Here is a 19,994-nt window from a genome sequence, read left to right as displayed (position 1 = left end):
TGTATCCCCCTTATTTTTTTTTGTCATATTTGCCTACTAAAATTATACTCTAACATTCTTTATTAATATAATATCAATAAATGTATTTTTTTACCCTTGTTTAATTATATGTATTTCAAAGCTAGAAACCCAGAAAATCGAGGGATGTCCATCATATGGATATCCCTCGATCTTATCAAAAAATTATATAATACACTTACATATCTCTAAAAAGAGCTTTAGCCATCCGTTTAGATGACTTTATATAATTATATACCTAGTTCATGAAGATATGATGGAACTTTATCATTTGATGTTAACTGCCTAAACAAATCTCTAACCGATTTATAACCTATCCCTTATCTTATCATATCTTTATTATCTAATTCATATTCTCTACAAGCATTTAATACTGCTTGTCTTTCATTTTCATTGTCAGAAACGCTTTCTATAAGATTCTTAGTGGCAATGCTTGAAATTTTATCTTTCCTTGCAATGAATCTACAATCACCAAGTAATTTATTGTATATAAATTATTAATTAAATTACCTGTTGCTAAGTGCTGTTCATGAATTTCATATCTATAATTATAACTATGAGTTATATGTGTTACATTTTCAAATGTATTTTCAAAATATAATGTAGTTTCTTTTATAAACTTATTATTTATACTACTTTCAGGTTGATTTAAAAACACTACATTTGATAAATCTAACCCTAATCTAGAAACTGCAGCTTTAAACTCATTATTTCTCAAAGCTACTTTCTGTTCATGTTTAAGATTTATGTATCTTTTATTATCAAAAACCTTAGATCCACTTCCATCCGTAATTAAAATTAAATAAACAGTTTCTTTACCCACAGCTTCTATTTCATCTACAATAGCACTACCTGCAAATATAGTTTCATCATCTTAATGTTGAACGTAAAAAACTACCTTATGCCCATATAAGTGAATCTTAGAACGATTTACTGATGTTTAATTAATATTTCCAAGAACAGTATCACTTTTAGTTCCTGATATTACAGTTTTATCTAAACCATATACATTAATTACACTTCCCCCAAAAGTAAACATAAACTTACTACCATCTTGATATAATATTTCTTTATATATTTTCCCCTAAACATTAAATAATTATTAATATATAAATTATAATTAAGCTTATACATAAAATCTAAGTACAATATGATTTTATTATACCGTAAAATTCTTTAGCATTACTTTACTTATTACTATTCATGTAATTAATTTTATGGATTTTCTTTTAGAACTATATTAAATAGTTTTGTGTTTATTTTATGCTATCTCATCTCCATTTATATCTTCCATAACCTCAACAAAACTAAACTCTCCATGAGTTAAATCCTTAAACAATTCAAAATTAACCTTATCAAGCTTTCGATTATCTATTGCCCAACGTGTAAATAACTTAAAAGGTTCTTCACTGAAGTATTTAGAATTTACCCTTGGAAAACCATCTAATGCTTTAAAACCTTCTTCTATAGCCATTTTTACTTCATCTTCATTATAACTAAAGTAATATCTTTCCTCACAGTTTAAAACTTCTCCTATAATAAAACTATTATCATTTCCACTTTTCCATATTAAATTTAATTTATTTTCCATTCATATATCCTCCCTTGTGACTTTAACTTTGTTCTATCAAAATACTTTTCTCTCATCTATAAATTGTCTTTTAGTATCTTACATATGTACTCTAAAGCTTCTATTCTTGCATTATATTTAAAATTTCCATTTATAACTAACCAAGGATTATAATCTTTAGATGTCTTGCTTATACATTTATTTATTGCATTCTCATATTTATTCCACTTTTCTCTATTTCTCCAATCTTCATCAGTAATTTTATATGCTTTCAGTGGATTACTCTTTCTCTTATTGAATCTTCTTAATTGCTCATCATTAGATATATTTATAAATATTTTTATTAATATGCAATTACTTTCAGTAATATATTTCTCAAACAAGTTAATTTCAGCATAAGATTTCTCCCACTTCCAAGGCTCACATAATCCTTCAACTTGTTCTACTAGCACTCTTCCATACCACGATCTATCAAATATAGTTATATTACCACTCCTTGGAATCCATCTCCAGAATCTCCACATATAATGATGGGCCCTTTCCTCTTCATTTGGAGCAGATATTGGTACAACCTTATATCTAATAGGATCCAAATTTTTTACTACTCTTTTTATGTTACCACCTTTGCCTGCTGCATCCCACCCTTCATACACTATTACTAAAGCTTTATTTTTTTTTATTAATTGCTTTTGTAACTTACACATTGATCTTTCTAATTCTTTTATCCTCTTGCTATATATACTTGGATCTACTATTCTTCTTATTTTTTTAATGTCTAAAATATCTTCTTCATTATTCTTATAAAATTCAACTATTGCTTTTTCTTTTTCGATTTCACTATTTTCTACATATTTCAAATCCTCTTTGACTCTTGTGCTCTTAGCTATGTCCTCATTCAACTTAAGTTCTACATTCTCATTTACATTACTACTTTTATTTATCACTCTAGTTAATTCATTGATTAACTCCTCATAAGTTTTTATTATACTATTATTACAGTCTAAATTGATATGCTTAAAACAATTTTCATCCTCACTAAATTTCTTTATAAATTCTATGTTATTTTTATATATTTTATTTCTACTTTTATTAAAAATAAATTTTATTATTACATAACCTTCTTCAATTAAAGATTTTTCAAACAGCTTTATATATTTAATATCCTTATCATTACTCATAAATCCAAAGTAATCCTTAGTATAAAATACTGATGTATGCCCGTTTCTAGGGATATTCATCCAAAATTTTTTTACCCTATTTACCTTGTCATTATTATTTATATGTATTTTTTTATCATTATCAGTGTATAAGTTTGTAACTCTATAATCCATTATAGTAAGCATGGAATTAATAACCTTCTTTTCATCACTTGTATATTTACCTTGAAATATAATTATTAAAGGTATATTTTTCCCCATGACTTCTCTATGTAATTGTCCAATTTCTATCTCCAATTCATCTTTTATTTTCTTTGCTTTATCCATAAATTACCTACCAATATTTAGATTTTAATAATACCTATTATTATTGACAATTTTAAAATTAAAAATACTTTTTACTATTGTATCTTCTATTTATAATGATATAATTGGTATGGTTAAAAATTTAACAATTAAATTTAAATTAGGAGGAGCATTTATGTTTACTTTTGAAACTACCTTAAAAAAAATAAAACACGAAGTATTAAAGCAAACAGCACTTCTTGCTATTAATGATAATTTGAATACTGAAGAAATCTTTAATATTCATAAATTTATAGTTGATAAAGATAATCCCGTGTATAGATGTTGCGTATTTAAAGAAAGAGCTATTGTAAATCAGCGTGCAAAACTTGCTGCTGGTTATATGCCAGTAGATAGTGAATATAGCAAACTTATAGATATTAGAAATGCAAAACAAATCGTGTATGTTATAGAGGCTGCCTGCGATAGATGCCCTATAAATAAATACACTGTAACAGAAGCTTGTAGAGGGTGTATTACACACAAGTGTAAGGGAGTTTGTCCTGCAAATGCTATGATGACAGTAGGTGGTAAATCATATATAAATCAAGACTTATGTAAAGAATGTGGTCTTTGTAAAAAGATTTGTCCTTATAATGCTATTTCAGAAGTACTTCGTCCATGCAAAGTCGCTTGCCCTACAGGAGCTCTTCTTGTAAATTATGACGATAGACGTGCAATAATAAAAGATGATGACTGTATTCAATGTGGTGCCTGCATGTCTGCTTGTCCTTTTGGGGCTATATCCGATAAAAGCCTAATAGTTCCTGTAGCCAAAAGATTAAATGGCAACAGACCTATGGTTGCTATTGTAGCACCTTCTATTTCTGGGCAATTTGGATCTGATGTTTCCATTGGTAAAGTAAAATCAGCTCTTAAATCTATTGGTTTTAAAGATATTTTTGAAGCTTCATGTGGAGCTGATATAGTTACTATTCATGAAGCTCATGAATTTGCAGAGAGAATGGAAAATGGTGATGCTTATATGACTAATTCTTGTTGTCCAAGCTTCTTTGGTTATATTGAAAAGAAGTTTCCTAGTGAATTATCTCGTATTTCAAATACAGTATCTCCAATGATAGCAATGGGACGTTTAATAAAATCTAAAGACCCTGATGTTAGAGTAGTTTTCATTGGACCCTGTACTGCAAAAAAAGCTGAAGCTAAAAGGCCTGATGTGGCTGGAGCTGTAGACTATGTATTAACCTTTGAAGAACTTTCAGCTCTGCTTGATGCATTCAATGTTGATCCTTCACTATGCACTGAAGCTGAAGTTGATGATGGGTCATCATTTGGAAGAGGCTTTGGTATAGTTGGTGGACTTACAGCTTCCGTAGAAAACTATATAAAAACAGAAAATATATCTACAGTGTTTAAACCTATTAAGGTCTCTGGACCTATAGAAATAAAGAAAGCTTTAACACTGGGTAAGGTTAACAAATTACAGGGTAACTTTATTGAAGGTATGATGTGTATTGGCGGTTGTATAAATGGTGCTGGTGTTTTCGCTCCTCCAGATATGACTAAAGCTACCTTTGTTAAAGAATGTAAATTATCTTCTTTTAAAAATGTTATAGATAATAAGTCTTCAGAAAATATGGATACTATATGTATGAATAGATAATGTAGTTATAAAAAAGTTATTCTAAACATATTAAAAAAACAAAAGTGGATTCAAATAAATCCACTTTTTGTTTTTAATTATATCTCTATAATGTAACCATTGTTAATATTTTTTATTTCTTACAAGAGTCTCTCTCAATTATATGGTGAGGTAATTTATAGTAGCTCTCCTCTATTGGAATTTTATTTATTAGCTTTATAAGGATTCTCATGCCTACAGATCCCATATCATACAAAGGACGACATACTGTAGTTAACTTAGGATAAAATACTGCTGATAATGCTATATTATCAAATCCAATAACATCTATATCTTCTGGTACTTTAATTCCTCTTTCTCTTAAAGCATTAATGACTCCAAGGGCTGATTGGTCACTTCCACATAATACTGCATCTACTTTATTACTATCCATAATAGTATTTATACCTTGGAATCCATCCTGATACTTTATATTTTCACGATAAAGTAACTTTTCATTAAAGTACCCTGACTTCTCCATTGCTTCTTTATAGCCATTATAAATCTTTTCATGCTCTAATGCTTCTTCCTTACCATATCCAATGTAGGCTATATTCTTATCACCTTTTTCAATTAAATACTCTACAGCTTCGTATGCGGCTGAGTAACTATCTATACCTACACTTGGTACATCGTCTTCTTCATCCATAGCACCTATAGATACAACTGGTGTTCCAACAGATTTTATTGCTGCTTTGATGCTGCTATCTAATGAATCTCCCATGTATATCATTCCATCTACCATCTTTTCTCTTAAGATATTAAAGCTTTCCTTTTCTCTATTCTTATCCAAATCCGTATTGCATAGCATTATATTGTAGTTGTAAATACTCGCTAAATCCTCTGCCCCCCTTACAATTTCTGGATAAACCGAGTTTGATATATCTGGAATTATTATTCCAATGGTGCTTGATCTTTGAGTTTTTAAACTTCTAGCTAAAATATTAGGTCTATAGTCTAGACTCTCTATAGCATCCAACACTCTTTGTTTTGTCTCTTGATTAACTACATCTATTTCATTTAGTACTCTTGAAACTGTAGCAATAGATACATTTGCTTCTCTTGCTACATCCTTAATTGATACTGCCAATATATATCACCTCTCTCATCATTTTATGTGCTATAAATTTCTCTTTAATATTCCATTTATCCTATGTATATGACTCTAAGGCTTAGCTGAAGTATTCTACTACTATTAGCATTAGTATACCCACCTAAACCAAAGAGTCACTTAATAAATCTTAAATTACTCTTTATTATACTCTTTCAACTTGTAAAAACAACTTTTCTCCATTTATTTTTACTTCAGTCGTAGCTTTATCACTTTCATAAGATACTGTTAATGCAAGTGTATCTTTCTTTATTTGTTCTTCAAATTTTCTTATGATATCTTCAAGAACTTCATTTCCTGATAAGTATAAGTTAATCTTATCAGAAACCTCAAATCCACTTTCTTTTCTCATATTTTGAATCTTACTTAGAACTTCTCTTATGTGACCTTCTTCTCTAAGCTCTTCTGAAATATTAGTATCTAAAACTACTCCTATTTCACCTTCACCAGCAAAAGCAAATCCCTCTAATCCTTGCATTGTTACAAGTATATTTTCTTTGTTTAGTTCTATCTCAGTTCCAGCTACATCTATTGTTACCACTTCACCATTATTTACTCTTTGTGAGAGTTCCATTTGGTTCATAGCTCCAATAGCTTTTCTGATTCCAGGAATCATTTTTCCATAAGCTTTTCCTAGAACTGGAAGGTTAGGCTTTATTTCAAAGTTAACATATTTAGAAAGGTCAGCTCCGAGCTCTACATTCTTAATGTTAAGCTCATCTTTAACTATATCTCCATAGTATTCTGGAAGAGAATCCACAGATACAAGCATCATTCCAAGCGGTTGTCTATTCTTGATATTAGCACCATTTCTTGCACTTCTTCCAAGCTTAACTATTTTATAAGCCTTATCCATCTCATTTTCTAGAACTTCATCCACTTCACATTCCATGTACTGTGGCCATTTGCATAGGTGAACACTTTCTGGTGCCTCCTTATCAAATGCAACTACAAGATTTTGATACAACTCCTCTGTTACAAATGGTATAAATGGAGATGCTATTCTTGAGAATGTTACAAGCACTCTATATAGTGTCATGTATGCACCTATCTTATCATTTGTAAGTTCTTCGCCCCAGAATCTTGCTCTGTTTCTTCTTACATACCAGTTGGATAATTCATCTACAAAGTCCTCAAGCTCTTTAGCTCCTTGAGTTATTCTGTAGTTTTCTAAATTTTCATCAGTATTTTTAACTAATGTATTAAGCTTAGACATCATCCATTTATCCATTATATTTTCTGACTTAAAGTCTTTATAATCTACTGGATTAAAGTTGTCAAGTTCTGCATATAGAACATAGAATGAATATACATTCCAAAGTGTTCCTATAAACTTTCTTTGAGCATCTATTACTGCCTCTTCATAGAATCTTGATGGAAGCCATGGTGCACTGCCTGTATAGAAATACCATCTTAAAGCATCTGCCCCTTCATTTTCAAGAACTGTAAATGGACTTAATACATTTCCTTTATGCTTAGACATTTTAAGTCCATCTTTATCCAAAACGTGACCTAATACTATACAGTTTTCAAAAGGATTCTTTTCAAATACAGTTGTAGAAATTGCAAGTAATGTATAGAACCATCCTCTTGTTTGATCTACAGCCTCTGAAATAAACTGTGCTGGGAAGTTAGCTTCAAATAGCTCTTTGTTTTCAAAAGGATAGTGGTATTGTGCAAATGGCATTGATCCTGAATCAAACCAACAATCAATAACTTCTTCCACTCTAGTCATTTCCTTTTGACAATGAGGACAATTTAATTTCACCTTATCAATGTATGGCTTATGAAGTTCTATTCCATCAGACACATTTACACCCTTAGTCTTAAGTTCTTCAATACTTCCTATCATTTCCCTGTGACCACATTCACATTCCCATATTGGAAGTGGAGTTCCCCAATATCTATTTCTTGAAATTCCCCAATCAATTACATTCTCAAGGAATTTACCCATTCTACCTGTTCTTATATTGTCTGGTAACCAGTTTATTTTATTATTGTTTTCAAGAAGTTGATCTCTTACAGAAGACATTCTTACAAACCAACTCTCTCTTGGATAGTAAAGAAGCGGTGTGTCACATCTCCAACAGTGTGGATATGAGTGAGTGAATTTCTCACTTTTATAAAGTATATTATTTTCCTTTAAATAAGCTAAAATCTTCTCATCTGCTTTCTTAACGAAAATTCCAGCCCATGGGGTTACTGCAGGTACAAAGTTACCTTCTCCATCTACTAGGTTTATCATAGGAAGACCATATTTCTTTCCTATTTGATTATCATCATCTCCATAAGCAGGTGCTATATGAACTATACCAGTACCATCTGTTAATGTAACAAAGTCACCATGAACTATATAAAAAGCTTTTTCTTCTGGCACTTCAAAATTAAACATTTGCTCATATTCTTTTCCAAGTAATTCTTCTCCTTTAAATTCAGTTACAACTTCATATTCACCTTGTAGTTTATTTAAAAGAGTTCTTGAAAGAATTAATGTTTCACCTTCATGTAAAACTTCTACATAATCATAAGATTTGTTTACTGCAAGAGCAACGTTACTTGGTAATGTCCATGGAGTTGTTGTCCATACTAAAATAGATTTATCTTCACCCTTAAGTTTAAACTTAACATAAGCTGAACTATCTTTTACATCTTTATATCCTTGTGCTACTTCATGAGATGATAAAGTTGTTCCACATCTAGGGCAGTATGGCATTACCTTATGCCCTTTATATAGTAGATCTTTATTCCACATCTGCTTCAATGCCCACCATACTGATTCTATATAATCATTATGATATGTTACGTAAGGATTTTCCATATCAACCCAATACCCAAGTCTTTCAGACATTTCCCTCCACATCTCAACATAAGAGAATACACTGTCCTTACATTCTGTAACAAACTTCTCAACACCATATTCTTCAATTTGTGGTTTTCCTGATATTCCAAGTTTTTTTTCAATCTCAAGTTCTACTGGAAGTCCATGAGTATCCCATCCAGCTTTTCTCAAAACCTTATAACCCTTCATAACCTTATATCTTGGAATTATATCCTTCATAACTCTTGTTATAACGTGACCTATATGAGGCTTCCCATTAGCGGTTGGTGGACCATCATAAAATGTAAAGTATTCACCCTCATCATTTAAGTCAAAATTCTTTTGTATTACGTCCTTTTCTTCCCAAAGCTTTAATATATCTTTTTCAATGTCCATAAAAGATTTTGTGTTGTCGATTTTCTTGTACATATTGTTATCCTCCTTATCCTAACATCCAGCATAATTTTTACAGCTATATTTAGATACAAAAATAAAACTCCGCCCTACTAAGGACGAAGTTACTTCGCTATACCACCTACAGTGTTAATTTTTTCAGATACTAACATACCCTATTCTTTAACGCAGAAATACGGAAAGACCTACTGAATTTCAGTCCTCGGCTCCTAGGTGATTTTCTTCTAATATTCACTATGGGTTTACACCACTCCCCACTCTCTTTAAGTTACCTTTAGAATACTCTCCTATTCTTAGCTTTTACATGTATCACTTATTTAACCGAAATTTAATTTTATAATAATTATATTACATATAAATTTTAATGTAAAGGACTTTACAATACTTTGTTTATATTAAAGTTAAATTATATATCTTTATAAAATTGTATAAAATTATTATTATAATCAATACTTATAATATGTAAATTTAAGTTTTATATATTGTAACCAAAATGTATTAAACTAAAAATGTTAGTTTACATAAATTATAACTATGGAGGCAAACCCTTATGAGAATTACTTGGTTTGGACATTCTTGCTTTTTAATTGAAAACTCTATTGGAGAGACAATCTTAATGGACCCCTTTAACAAATGCTTAGGAGGTCTTCCCTATAAAGGCTCTGCTGATATTACTACAATAAGCCATGATCATTTCGATCATAACTATACAGCTCTTATAAATCCTGGATCAATGATAATAAACTCCCCCTGTATCTATGAAACACCTTCTATTAAAATTCAGGGTATACTATGCTATCATGATAAAGTTAAAGGTGCAAAACGTGGTGAAAATATAATCTATTTAATTGAAACCGATGGATTTCGCTTTTGCCATTTAGGGGACCTTGGACATACGTTATCTGATAAAGAGCTTGATATAATTGGTAGCTTAGATGTTCTTTTCATTCCAGTTGGTGGTAATTTTACTCTCGAACCTGAAACCGCTTCAAAGGTATGTTATAAAATTCAAAGTAAACTAGTTATCCCAATGCATTATAAAATTCCTTCAATTAATTTTCCGGTCCCCGGAATAGAAAAATTCATAGCATTTATGAAAAATGCTATGAATCTAAAATCTAATACCTTAATTATTGATGAACCTTTAGAAGGTACAAATATAGTTAAAATTTTCGAACTCTAACTCCATGAAATTGGTCTTAGAGTTTTATACTGTTTTTTCTAGTCTTTCACCTATATACTTCCAAGAAAGCTTTAGCATAATAACCTCTATAGGTATCATTATTAACGCTTTCACAATTCTAGTCCCTGCAAGTACTATAAATCCCTTATCGTAAATAATTGTAAGCCAAGTTGTATTTAATCCAATATTTACTAATATGGCAATTAAAGTACATGCAATTATAAACCTACCAGTAGTTTTCGGCTTCTTATATAAGACTAATCCATATATTACCCCTACTATAATTGCACTAAGTGTAAATCCTGGGAAAAATGGGCCTCTCGGAAATAATGTAGCTCCTATTAAATCTTCTATTCCTGCAACTAATCCTCCATATACTGGTCCAAAAATCATAGCTGCTAAGGCTATTGGAATAAATGAAAATGTTATTTTTATTATTTCTAATTGTATAGAGAAAAATCGAGATAAAACAGCTGTTATAGCAATAAATACTGCCATATACACTATTTTTTTAACTGTAATGGTGTTCTTTTTTTTACCTACCACCACTGTATCTTTATTTTGTTTTAAGTTTTCTATAATTCCCAGCTCCTCTTTCTTAATGTATTTATTAAATATATTAAATATATTAAAATGCCATACTTAGTAATCAACTCACTACTTAATTTATATGTCACTTATATAAATTATTCTTATCACTATTATAGATTATCAGCATAGCCTATTCAATGATTTTAAGAGCATTTTTATAATATCCATAATCTTTTTTATCATTATTTTAAGAATTATATGTTTATTCCATGATATTTAATATTATTTGTTGTTATGTATACATATTTACCTTATAATTTAAGTAATATGAAAAATTTTTTCCTATATATTATATTTTTTTGAAAGGATGTATAGTTTATGAAGGATAACACCTTAAAAGTATTATGTACTATTGCAACAAGTGCTGCAATTGCTACATCTATTCAGTCTATTGCCCTAGCAGAGCCTGCTAAAACACCAGCTGCTGCATCTACAACTGTACTTACAGGCTCCATAACTGCCGATGCATTAAATGTAAGGTCGAATCCTAGTACTTCAAGTAGTATTATAGGTTCCTTAAGTTATAATGCCAAAGTATCTATTTCTGAAACAAATAATGGATGGTATAAGATTAGCTATAATAATACCACTGGTTGGATTTCTAGTCAGTATGTTAATGTTAATAATAACAGCTCTAATACCACTACAGCTCCATCAACTAGTGGAACTGTTAATGCTACCGCTCTAAATGTCAGATCTGGCTCTAGTACAAGTAGCAAAATAGTGGGGTCTATTTCTAAAAATTACAAAGTAGAAATAATTTCAACTTCAAACGGATGGCATAAGATTAAATACAATAATGGTACAGGTTTTGTAAGTGCTGATTATATTACTATATCTTCTGGTTCAAGCTCCGGAGATAGTAATACTGGAAATGATAATAATTCTTCTACAAAACCTACCGTTACATCTAATGGAGTTGTTAATGCTAGTGCTTTAAATGTTAGATCAAACGCTAGCACTAATAGTAGCATTATTGGATCTTTATCTAAGAATGCCAAAGTAGAAATAATATCAACTTCTAATGGATGGCATAAAATTAAACACAATAATGGGACAGGCTTTGTAAGCGCTGATTATGTTACCCTATCTTCTAGTGGAAATGATAATAACACTGGAACTATTACCCCACCAGTAATTAATGAGCCATCTCATACTATTGAAGGTAAAGTTGCAGTTATTAATGCTGATGCTCTAAATGTTAGATCTGGAGCAGGAACGAATTGTGCTGTATTAACTACAGTTCGTTATGGTAATAAACTTCCTGTAATCTCTTACTCTAACGGTTGGTATAATGTCAAAGTTGGAAATATTACAGGCTATATTAGTGGAGAATATGTAACTATAACTAATGAATCTGAACATTCCAATCCTATAGTAAAAGAAACTCCACTCATTGAAAGTGTTTATACTGGACAGGATGTTGTAAATAAGGTCGAGGAATATCTTGGTGTTCCTTATCTTTGGGGTGGTTTTACCCCTGTTGGATTTGACTGTTCAGGACTTATCCAATATGTATACAAGCAACTTGGTATGCCCTTAGAAAGAACTACTTATTATCAAGTTCATCAAGGTCAAACAGTTGACAGAAGTGAATTACAACCAGGAGATTTGATCTTTTTCACTACCAATGACGATGATCCAAATGACATTTCACACGTTGGAATCTATAAAGGGAATGACTTATTTATTCAAGCTTCTAAACCTGGTGATGTAGTTAGAGTATCTAATCTAAACTCAGCTTATTATAATAATAGATATTATATTTCTAAGCGTATAATAAAGTAGTATAAAATCAATTTATTTGAGAACAATATAATTATTATCTAAGCAACTTGGATAAGGTCAAATATTTTGAAAGGAGATTCCGTGTTATGTCTCATTAATGATGAGATTTTAGATTCTTGGAGTACACGACCAACAGGAGTAGCAAAGCAAAACTGAGTACGTTGAAAAGAATAAGTAGATAACGGATATTATATGGTAGAAGGAACAGTAAAATGGTTTAATAGTGAAAAAGGGTTTGGATTTTTATCTGTAGAAGGCCATGAGGATGTATTTGTACACTTCTCTGCTATAGTTAGTGAAGGATACAAAGTTCTTGATGAAGGACAAAAAGTTCAATTTGAAATAACAGATGGTGAGAGAGGCCCTCAAGCAGCAAACGTTACAAAAATCTAAATTTCTACTCCGCCTAAGAACAGAAGCAAAGTTTTTTAACATTTTGCTTCTGTTCTTTATTATTCAAATCTATAAACTCCTATAACATATATTTTTTTTAATATGAATAGTTTTTTATAAATATATCATAATAAAAAGACTGTAGATTTTCTATAACTTATTGCATATTGAAGTAAATGTATACATATGTTATGCTATATAATGTAATATATTTGTGCTAGGGGTGCCTCGGCTGAGAAATGATTTTTTTCATTAACCCTTTACCTGAACTAGATAATACTAGCGTAGGGAAGCGATTAATAAACTTAAGGTAATACTTAGTTGTTTAAACCGCATTCTTAGGAATGCGGTTTTTTATTAGTCCTTAGCACTACTTAATTTAAAGGGGGACTTATTAATGACAATGTTAACAGAAATCTTAGACAACATTAGTAGTATCATGTCCAATTGGACCACAATTGCAACTTTAATAGGAGTATTAATAGTATTCTGCGTATTTATTAAGGTTAAAAAGATCAAGTTCACATCTAGGTTAATTTCACATATAGCATTGACAGTTGCTATGTGCGTAATTCTTCAGTTTTTTAAATTATTTCAATTGCCTTTTGGTGGAAGTGTAACTCCAGCTGGCCTGCTTCCCATAATATTGATTTCACTAATATATGGACCTACCATTGGTATATTTACAGGCTTTGTATATGGAATATTAAACTTTGTTATAGGACCTTCATATATACTTCATCCTATACAAGTTCTATTTGACTATACTCTTCCTTTTATGGCAATTGGTATCTCTGGATTCTTTAAAAATAACAAATACTTAGCAATAAGTGTAGGTTTCTTTGGAATGTTTATATTTCACTATACTGCTGGAATTATATTCTGGGGTAGCTATGCTGCAGATTACAATTTAACTCCAGCTATATATTCATTAATATATAATGGTTCATTTGTACTTGTTAATTGTTTAATTTGTATTGCTGTATGTTCCGTTATTAATATAGATAGTCTCAAAAAGAGACTTGTACCATATACTAATTTAACATTATAAGTGACACTCAAAAAAATTAAAGCAGTAAGGAAATTCCTTACTGCTTTAATTTTTATATATCCTTATTCTTTACAATTTATAAATTACTATATAAAATACATACTAAATTTTAAAACCCTTCTGGCATATCTTCATTTATAGTAACCTTCCATTCCCCTTGGTCATATACATCACTAACATAATATTCAATAGGTGCCTGACCATCATTACTTTTAATAGTAATGATAGCTTTATATTTTTTAGATGTATAGCCTTGGGTCTTTATATTCATTACTACATCAAAATCTTCATCATTCATAGTTGTATCCATCAGTACTACATTTCCTGATTTATTTAGTTTCTGCTTGAAATCTTCTATTTCCGTGGAAATTTGAAATCTTGATGCCATAATATCTCCCATTATATTAATACCTATATTGGGATTAGATCCCTCAGTATTATTATAATATTCTATACAACTCATTATAGATGTATAATAAATGTATCTAAAATCTATGGGCTTTCTTATGTTGGCAAAGTTTTTAATTATATCATTATCAAGTCTTTTTGATATAATATATTTGCTATCATCATTATAAAAATTTCCTCCATCACTTTTATCAAGTCCTGCTACGTAATTAAAAGTTTTAACCTCTGTAGGACTCTCATATATCTCTAAAATGTAATCAGAATCTAATGTAGATTTTTCCTCAACTACAGTTCCCCCTGAAAGTATTTCATATATATCTTCTATAACATCTTCGTCTGTAACTGTAAACTTATAACTCTTATCTCGTGTACTTTGTATTGTTACCTTCATAATGCTTCGTTGTTTCATATAATCAAAGTCTTCATTGCTTCCTAAACCACAGGCTGAAATAGCCATTGCAGATGCTACTAACAATATTCCTACTAATGTTTTTTTTAATTTTCTCACCTTTATCCTCCAATTAGAAAATTCCCCATTGGAAATTTTTATTTATCTTCTTGTTTCATTATAATAGTTGTTCTCTATTAAATCAATTTACTATGCTATTCTTTAAAAGAAAAAGTTTTTACTATATTTTCAAATACAATTTGAGTATTTTCTTTGATTTTTTCATCATTTATTATGAAAGTCATTTTAGCCATGTAGCCATCACATGGAATATAATACTCATAAGTCTTCTTTACATTTTTTTTACTGCTTTTCAAATCATATTGTACAACTTCCACGTCTTTATTATTTATTTTTATTTTTTCTATTTTGAAATCATTTATTCCCATACCTTTGATTTCCTCAATACACTTATCCATTATAAATTCAACGCCATTTGGGCTTTTTATTAACTCTATAGATCCGTAGGTACTTGCATCTTCCGATACAAATTCATTAAGATAAATATTATCACTCTCTTTATCTTCCTTTACGGTAGTCAACCAACCACTCGGTAACTTATATTTTATTTGTCCATCTAAGATATCATACTGTTTAAACTCAACCATACTATTTTGAGTTAATGTAGCTATTTTCAAACTTTCTTCAAAATACCTTCCAAATCCTACTATAACTACCATAAGCCCAACTAGTATAACCGCTAATCCTACTTTCTTCATATTATCATCTATTAACTTCATATGTTACCCTCCCTTTACTAATATACTATGTACTTTTTTCAAAAAATAGAATAAACTCCGAAGAAAATTCGGAGCTTTAATATTAATCATTCATTTATCTTTTAACTGGGACAACTACTGTATTTCCTTTTATATCATAATACATTAGCCAATGGCCTTTATCCCCATTTCTTTCTTCAGGCATAAAGGTTACAAATCCAGTTTTCCCTTCATATGGTTGATCAACAATTTTCTTTGTACCAGGTATAGCATAAATAATATACTTTAGTTGACCTTCATCATCACATTTATACCCTACCATAAAGTTTTTATGTCTTGATATATATGGATAATAACAGATCATAGGATAAAATACTACTGAGTACTTATTGTAATCATAAACACAATACATATCTTCTAACTTATCTACATGAGCCTTATACCAAAAACAATTTTTAATGTTTTCATTAACACCTACTTTTTCTAGCCCTTTAACGATCTCTTTGAAAAAATCACCCATATGCCCTATTGGATAATTTTTATCTGTATAATCACACTTCTTAACCTTTTTCTCTTCATCGTTTTTGTCATCCTTATCACACTTCTTTGGATGTTTCTTTCTATATTCTTTTAATCTTTCTATTTCTTTCTCATATTCTTCAAATATTTCATTCTCATCTTCAATATTCTTTCTGTCTACAACTGTTGAATTATCTAACATTTCCTTAGTGTTAGAGTTCTCTTCATTGTGTTTCTGTGTAACTTTATCACATAGAGGATTTTCAGTGTCCTCAATGTCTGTATTTTCTTCGTTAGCTCTTTGATATTTATTTTCCACCTCTTGGTTGGAATTGATATCATTGATTTCTAACCTCTCCACTTGTGTCTTGCATTTACATTGCTTTATTTCTACCTTATCTATCTGACCTTCTTGCTCACATACCTTAATTTCTTGCTTTATTGGTTTTATTTCCTCTTTAACTTCCTTTTTCTGTTCTCTGCATGGCTTAATTTCTTCTTTAATTACCTTAACATCTTCATCCTTTTGCTTCACTATCTCCCTATTAGATTCAGAATTTTCTTTAATCCCCTTATTTTGTTTATCATTGGTTCTAGCTATGGGACAACTGTGCCAACTTTTTATTTCTTCACCGGCAGTAAATCCAACCATAACTGGGCTAACTTTCTCTGCACTCATTCTACAAATAGCTGCGCCCTGAACCTTTTCCACGCTTATGTTTGTGTTTGCTACATTGTTAGCATCATACTCATTACTAACATCAGCTTTTCCGCCTTCATCTATATTTATCTGACCAAGATTTATTAGTTCATTACCAGATTTACCTTGAACTATTAAAATCATACAATATGGTCCCTTTTGCTTTTTAAGATTTTGAACATAAAATGATGACTTTGCTCTGTCATTTTTTATCTCTAACTTAGCATAGCCTGAGGGTGTTTTGTTAGAATCTAGTCCATATCCTTTTTGATCTTCTTGTAATATGATAAAAAATCTATTATAGCTTTTTTTAGACGGCATACCTATACCTCCATTTTTATTTATACATTATAATATATGACTTGTATAAATGAAAAATGAGGAATAATTATTTATTTTTTACACAAAAAAATTACTCCTTCGAATTTATATACGAAGGAGTTCTATTTATATTGTTTAATAATAATTTTAGTTGTCTATATCAAATAAAACAAGATTGAGCTTCATCTATTTAAGCGCGAATTCTCTTTATTGTGTTAGCTAAAGTTGCAAATTCTTCTATAGACAAAGTTTCCCCTCTTCTTCCTGGATCAATTCCAGCCTCAGAAAATGCTCTTTCTTGTGATTCTTTATCTAATCCTATGCTCTTTATACCATTCCATAATGTTTTTCTTCTCATATTAAATGACTGCCTTATTATGCTAAAGAAAAGTTTTTCATCTTCAACTTCTACTCTAGGCTTATCTAATTTATCTAATCTTATAACTATAGAGTCAACTTTAGGTGAAGGTATAAAACAGCTAGGTGATACATTTCTTATAATTTTAGTATTACAATAATACTGAGCTAATAATGTAAATGCTCCATATTCCTTAGTGCTTGGTTCTCCATTTATTCTCTCAGCAACTTCTTTTTGTATCATAATTGTAATAGATTTTATATTTAGATTATCATTTAAAAGGTTTGCAATTATTGGTGTAGTAACATAGTACGGTAAGTTTGCAACTACCTTTACATTCTTCTCATCACCTATTAACTCTTTATAATTTACCTTTAAAGCATCCTTATGTACTAAGCTAAAGTTTTCATAACTAGATAGCTCTGCTTCTAATATTGGTATTAATTTCGAGTCTAACTCTATACTTGTTACCTTTCTAGCTCTTTTTAATAACTCTTTTGTTAGAGTTCCTACTCCAGGCCCTATCTCTATAACATAATCATCCTCTGTTATCTCTGCCCCATCTACTATGTCATCAAGTACAGTATTGTCTATCAAGAAATTCTGTCCTAAACTTTTAGTAAATCTAAAATTATATTTTTCTACAAGTTCTTTAGTATTTAATTTATCCATATTAATTCTCCTCGTCTACTCTCTTCATAGCTTCTATGAATTCTTCCTTTGATATCCCATAATTATTTAGTCTAGTTAGCAATTGATTAGTATTACTATATCCTATTCCAAGCTCTCTTCCTATAGCATCTCTTCTCTTTCTAGCATCTTTATCAGCTGTCAGTCTAAAAAAGTGCATATCTTGAATAGTAAATTCAATTCTAGGCTCTTTAAGTTCACATTTTGCACCATTGAGAGCTTTTATTATAGTTTCCGGTGATGCATTTTCAACCCCTATATTATCTCCCTTACGTCCTTCACTTTGAGTTATATAAGCATGCTTTATATCCGCTACTCGCTTTGATATGATTCTTCTTATTTTTTCTCCTGCAAAGTCTGGGTCAGTTAAAACTATTACCCCTTGTCTTTTATTAGCTTCTTTAATCTTCTCAATTATTTTACTATTTATTCCAAAACCACTAACTGATATTACTTCAGCATCAACAGCTCTTTTTACTGCTGTTACATCATCTCTGCCTTCAACAACTATTACTTCCTTAATCATATAATCCTCCGTTATTTACTGTATTATGTATATACCATATATATTTAATTTAAAATCTCTAAATTAAAGCTTAAATTTTCACATATACATTTTTAATCTATTGTAATTATATCATAGCATATTTAATTTTATACAAATTTTCTCCATAAAGAAAAAATAGGAGCACATGCTCCTATTTTAAAATATAAACGTTAATCTGTCTTCTTCCCCAATTAACAGCCTCTTCATAGCTGTTAACATATATGTCTACCTTATTACCTACTATGGCTCCCCCTGTATCTTCTGCAATGGCGAGTCCATATCCTTCGATATAAAGCTTCGTTCCTAATGGAATTACTCTTGGATCTACAGCAACAGTACTGTATCCATTAGGGTCACGTCTTACTGTTGTACCTGTAGCTGTTATAGTACCAGAATCTCCTCTATCGGAAGTATACGCAGTAGATGTGCATGTTATCATACTTGAGTATGCAAACTCTTCTCCACTGCCACCACGTGATGGTCTTACAACTGCTAAGGTCCCTATATCAATTATCTTGTTTATAGGATTTTTACTAACCTTTTCTTCAACAACTCTTCTATTAACTTCTCTACCATTTTCGTACACAACTTCTGTTGTGATATTTCGTTCCCCGTCGGAACCTTCTTGTACTATTTCTTCTGTGCCTTGTTTAAGTTCAGAGTTGTTTCTTGTTTCGGTTTCAAAAGCAATTGATTGAACTTCGCTTACAAGTTCTTTATTCACTCTTGTAACTTCTACCATCATTCCTGATGTTAATTTTTCGTCTATAGATGGATTTATTTTGTCCTCTTGACCTATTTCTATACTCTCAGCTTCTAACATATCTTTTACTGTTAGTTCTGCTGATGCTATTGATAAGTTCTCACCATCTACGATGACTTCAACATCTATTGCCTTATTAATATAAATTATGTCACCATCATTAACTTTACTGTCTAACGCTACAGAGATCTTATCCTTCTCCGCAACTGTTATGCCGTTGTTTCCAAGTATATTTTGAAGATTTTTTGATAATGTAGTTATTTCTACTTTTTGTCCATCTATTACTACTTCAATGGTATTCCTTAACCCCAAAATAGTAACTGTAGCACTTAATAGAATTAACACAACAACGAACACCGTCTTTGGCCAAATTGAAAATTTGATTTTCAATTTATCTTTGAATTTGTTTATCATAAAGATTACCTCCCTCAGACAAGAGT

The 19,994-nt window shown here is 30.4% G+C and carries 17 protein-coding genes, 1 riboswitch and 1 other annotated feature; of the genes, 5 read left to right on the top strand and 12 right to left on the bottom strand.

Going from position 1 to position 19,994, the window contains the following annotated elements:
- Positions 1-427: 427 nt before the first annotated feature.
- From RSD37_RS15575 to RSD37_RS15565, 3 genes are all read right to left on the bottom strand, one after another.
- Positions 428-880, bottom strand: a complete 453-nt coding sequence (locus RSD37_RS15575) for a PIG-L family deacetylase (protein ID WP_346947656.1) — start codon at positions 878-880, stop codon at positions 428-430.
- A 399-nt stretch (positions 881-1,279) separates the two neighbouring features.
- Positions 1,280-1,609 carry a hypothetical protein gene (locus tag RSD37_RS15570; RefSeq protein WP_346947655.1) on the bottom strand — a complete coding sequence of 110 codons (330 nt, stop codon included), beginning with the start codon at positions 1,607-1,609 and terminating at the stop codon, positions 1,280-1,282.
- Positions 1,610-1,665: 56 nt separating this feature from the next.
- Positions 1,666-3,072, bottom strand: a complete 1,407-nt coding sequence (locus RSD37_RS15565; protein ID WP_346947654.1) for a hypothetical protein — start codon at positions 3,070-3,072, stop codon at positions 1,666-1,668.
- A 154-nt stretch (positions 3,073-3,226) separates the two neighbouring features.
- Between RSD37_RS15565 and RSD37_RS15560 the strand changes: the two genes are divergently transcribed.
- Positions 3,227-4,714 carry a 4Fe-4S dicluster domain-containing protein gene (locus tag RSD37_RS15560; RefSeq protein ID WP_346947653.1) on the top strand — a complete coding sequence of 496 codons (1,488 nt, stop codon included), beginning with the start codon at positions 3,227-3,229 and terminating at the stop codon, positions 4,712-4,714.
- A 112-nt stretch (positions 4,715-4,826) separates the two neighbouring features.
- On the opposite strand, the gene RSD37_RS15555 is transcribed toward RSD37_RS15560, so the two are convergent.
- Both RSD37_RS15555 and ileS read right to left on the bottom strand, forming a co-directional pair.
- On the bottom strand, positions 4,827-5,822 hold the full coding sequence (locus tag RSD37_RS15555) for a LacI family DNA-binding transcriptional regulator (RefSeq protein ID WP_346947652.1): 996 nt from the start codon (positions 5,820-5,822) through the stop codon (positions 4,827-4,829).
- A 166-nt stretch (positions 5,823-5,988) separates the two neighbouring features.
- Positions 5,989-9,090 carry an isoleucine--tRNA ligase gene (gene ileS, locus RSD37_RS15550; protein WP_346947651.1) on the bottom strand — a complete coding sequence of 1,034 codons (3,102 nt, stop codon included), beginning with the start codon at positions 9,088-9,090 and terminating at the stop codon, positions 5,989-5,991.
- Positions 9,091-9,166: 76 nt separating this feature from the next.
- Positions 9,167-9,379 (bottom strand) — a binding site (T-box leader).
- A gap of 246 nt (positions 9,380-9,625) precedes the next feature.
- On the opposite strand from ileS, the gene RSD37_RS15545 reads away from it, so the two are divergent.
- Positions 9,626-10,258 (top strand): MBL fold metallo-hydrolase, encoded by a 633-nt coding sequence (locus tag RSD37_RS15545; RefSeq protein ID WP_346947650.1) that lies wholly within the window; start codon positions 9,626-9,628, stop codon positions 10,256-10,258.
- A gap of 24 nt (positions 10,259-10,282) precedes the next feature.
- On the opposite strand, the gene RSD37_RS15540 is transcribed toward RSD37_RS15545, so the two are convergent.
- Positions 10,283-10,804, bottom strand: a complete 522-nt coding sequence (locus RSD37_RS15540; RefSeq protein ID WP_346947649.1) for a folate family ECF transporter S component — start codon at positions 10,802-10,804, stop codon at positions 10,283-10,285.
- Positions 10,805-11,167: 363 nt separating this feature from the next.
- Between RSD37_RS15540 and RSD37_RS15535 the strand changes: the two genes are divergently transcribed.
- The 3 genes from RSD37_RS15535 to thiT all read left to right on the top strand — a co-directional run bounded on the left by RSD37_RS15535 (position 11,168) and on the right by thiT (position 14,081).
- On the top strand, positions 11,168-12,637 hold the full coding sequence (locus tag RSD37_RS15535) for an SH3 domain-containing protein (protein ID WP_346947648.1): 1,470 nt from the start codon (positions 11,168-11,170) through the stop codon (positions 12,635-12,637).
- Between the two features lie 192 nt (positions 12,638-12,829).
- Positions 12,830-13,030, top strand: a complete 201-nt coding sequence (locus tag RSD37_RS15530) for a cold-shock protein (RefSeq protein WP_346947647.1) — start codon at positions 12,830-12,832, stop codon at positions 13,028-13,030.
- A 209-nt stretch (positions 13,031-13,239) separates the two neighbouring features.
- Positions 13,240-13,338: riboswitch (TPP riboswitch) on the top strand.
- Between the two features lie 89 nt (positions 13,339-13,427).
- Complete coding sequence (gene thiT / locus RSD37_RS15525; protein ID WP_346947646.1) at positions 13,428-14,081, top strand: energy-coupled thiamine transporter ThiT; 654 nt, start codon at positions 13,428-13,430, stop codon at positions 14,079-14,081.
- 109 nt (positions 14,082-14,190) lie between these two features.
- Here thiT and RSD37_RS15520 read toward each other — a convergent pair whose 3' ends face one another.
- The 6 genes from RSD37_RS15520 to RSD37_RS15495 form a co-directional block, all read right to left on the bottom strand.
- A complete protein-coding gene (locus tag RSD37_RS15520) occupies positions 14,191-14,997 on the bottom strand; it encodes a hypothetical protein (protein WP_346947645.1) in 807 nt (268 codons plus the stop codon).
- A gap of 95 nt (positions 14,998-15,092) precedes the next feature.
- Positions 15,093-15,677: a hypothetical protein gene (locus RSD37_RS15515; protein ID WP_346947644.1), complete on the bottom strand. Its 585-nt coding sequence runs from the start codon at positions 15,675-15,677 to the stop codon at positions 15,093-15,095.
- A gap of 94 nt (positions 15,678-15,771) precedes the next feature.
- Positions 15,772-17,196 carry a hypothetical protein gene (locus RSD37_RS15510; RefSeq protein ID WP_346947643.1) on the bottom strand — a complete coding sequence of 475 codons (1,425 nt, stop codon included), beginning with the start codon at positions 17,194-17,196 and terminating at the stop codon, positions 15,772-15,774.
- A 190-nt stretch (positions 17,197-17,386) separates the two neighbouring features.
- On the bottom strand, positions 17,387-18,226 hold the full coding sequence (rsmA, locus tag RSD37_RS15505) for a 16S rRNA (adenine(1518)-N(6)/adenine(1519)-N(6))-dimethyltransferase RsmA (RefSeq protein ID WP_346947642.1): 840 nt from the start codon (positions 18,224-18,226) through the stop codon (positions 17,387-17,389).
- Position 18,227: 1 nt separating this feature from the next.
- The gene (rnmV, locus tag RSD37_RS15500; protein WP_346947641.1) at positions 18,228-18,770 is read right to left on the bottom strand and encodes a ribonuclease M5; all 543 of its coding nucleotides are present in this window, start codon (positions 18,768-18,770) and stop codon (positions 18,228-18,230) included.
- 172 nt (positions 18,771-18,942) lie between these two features.
- Positions 18,943-19,968 carry a 3D domain-containing protein gene (locus RSD37_RS15495; protein ID WP_346947640.1) on the bottom strand — a complete coding sequence of 342 codons (1,026 nt, stop codon included), beginning with the start codon at positions 19,966-19,968 and terminating at the stop codon, positions 18,943-18,945.
- Between the last annotated feature and the right edge of the window lie 26 nt (positions 19,969-19,994).

Source organism: Clostridium sp. (genome assembly GCF_036646415.1).
Classification (GTDB): Bacteria; Bacillota; Clostridia; order Clostridiales; family Clostridiaceae; genus Clostridium_J.
This window is presented reverse-complemented; position numbering and strand designations above follow the sequence as displayed.

What these genes read in the sequence shown, in the direction of transcription:
- RSD37_RS15545 (WP_346947650.1), top strand. Translation starts at nt 9,626, where the DNA reads ATGAGAATTACTTGGTTTGGACATTCTTGCTTTTTAATTGAAAACTCT.
- RSD37_RS15510 (WP_346947643.1), bottom strand. Translation starts at nt 17,196, where the DNA reads ATGCCGTCTAAAAAAAGCTATAATAGATTTTTTATCATATTACAAGAA.
- RSD37_RS15565 (WP_346947654.1), bottom strand. Translation starts at nt 3,072, where the DNA reads ATGGATAAAGCAAAGAAAATAAAAGATGAATTGGAGATAGAAATTGGA.
- thiT (WP_346947646.1), top strand. Translation starts at nt 13,428, where the DNA reads ATGACAATGTTAACAGAAATCTTAGACAACATTAGTAGTATCATGTCC.
- RSD37_RS15570 (WP_346947655.1), bottom strand. Translation starts at nt 1,609, where the DNA reads ATGGAAAATAAATTAAATTTAATATGGAAAAGTGGAAATGATAATAGT.
- RSD37_RS15560 (WP_346947653.1), top strand. Translation starts at nt 3,227, where the DNA reads ATGTTTACTTTTGAAACTACCTTAAAAAAAATAAAACACGAAGTATTA.
- rnmV (WP_346947641.1), bottom strand. Translation starts at nt 18,770, where the DNA reads ATGATTAAGGAAGTAATAGTTGTTGAAGGCAGAGATGATGTAACAGCA.
- ileS (WP_346947651.1), bottom strand. Translation starts at nt 9,090, where the DNA reads ATGTACAAGAAAATCGACAACACAAAATCTTTTATGGACATTGAAAAA.
- RSD37_RS15515 (WP_346947644.1), bottom strand. Translation starts at nt 15,677, where the DNA reads ATGAAGTTAATAGATGATAATATGAAGAAAGTAGGATTAGCGGTTATA.
- RSD37_RS15535 (WP_346947648.1), top strand. Translation starts at nt 11,168, where the DNA reads ATGAAGGATAACACCTTAAAAGTATTATGTACTATTGCAACAAGTGCT.
- RSD37_RS15495 (WP_346947640.1), bottom strand. Translation starts at nt 19,968, where the DNA reads ATGATAAACAAATTCAAAGATAAATTGAAAATCAAATTTTCAATTTGG.
- RSD37_RS15530 (WP_346947647.1), top strand. Translation starts at nt 12,830, where the DNA reads ATGGTAGAAGGAACAGTAAAATGGTTTAATAGTGAAAAAGGGTTTGGA.
- rsmA (WP_346947642.1), bottom strand. Translation starts at nt 18,226, where the DNA reads ATGGATAAATTAAATACTAAAGAACTTGTAGAAAAATATAATTTTAGA.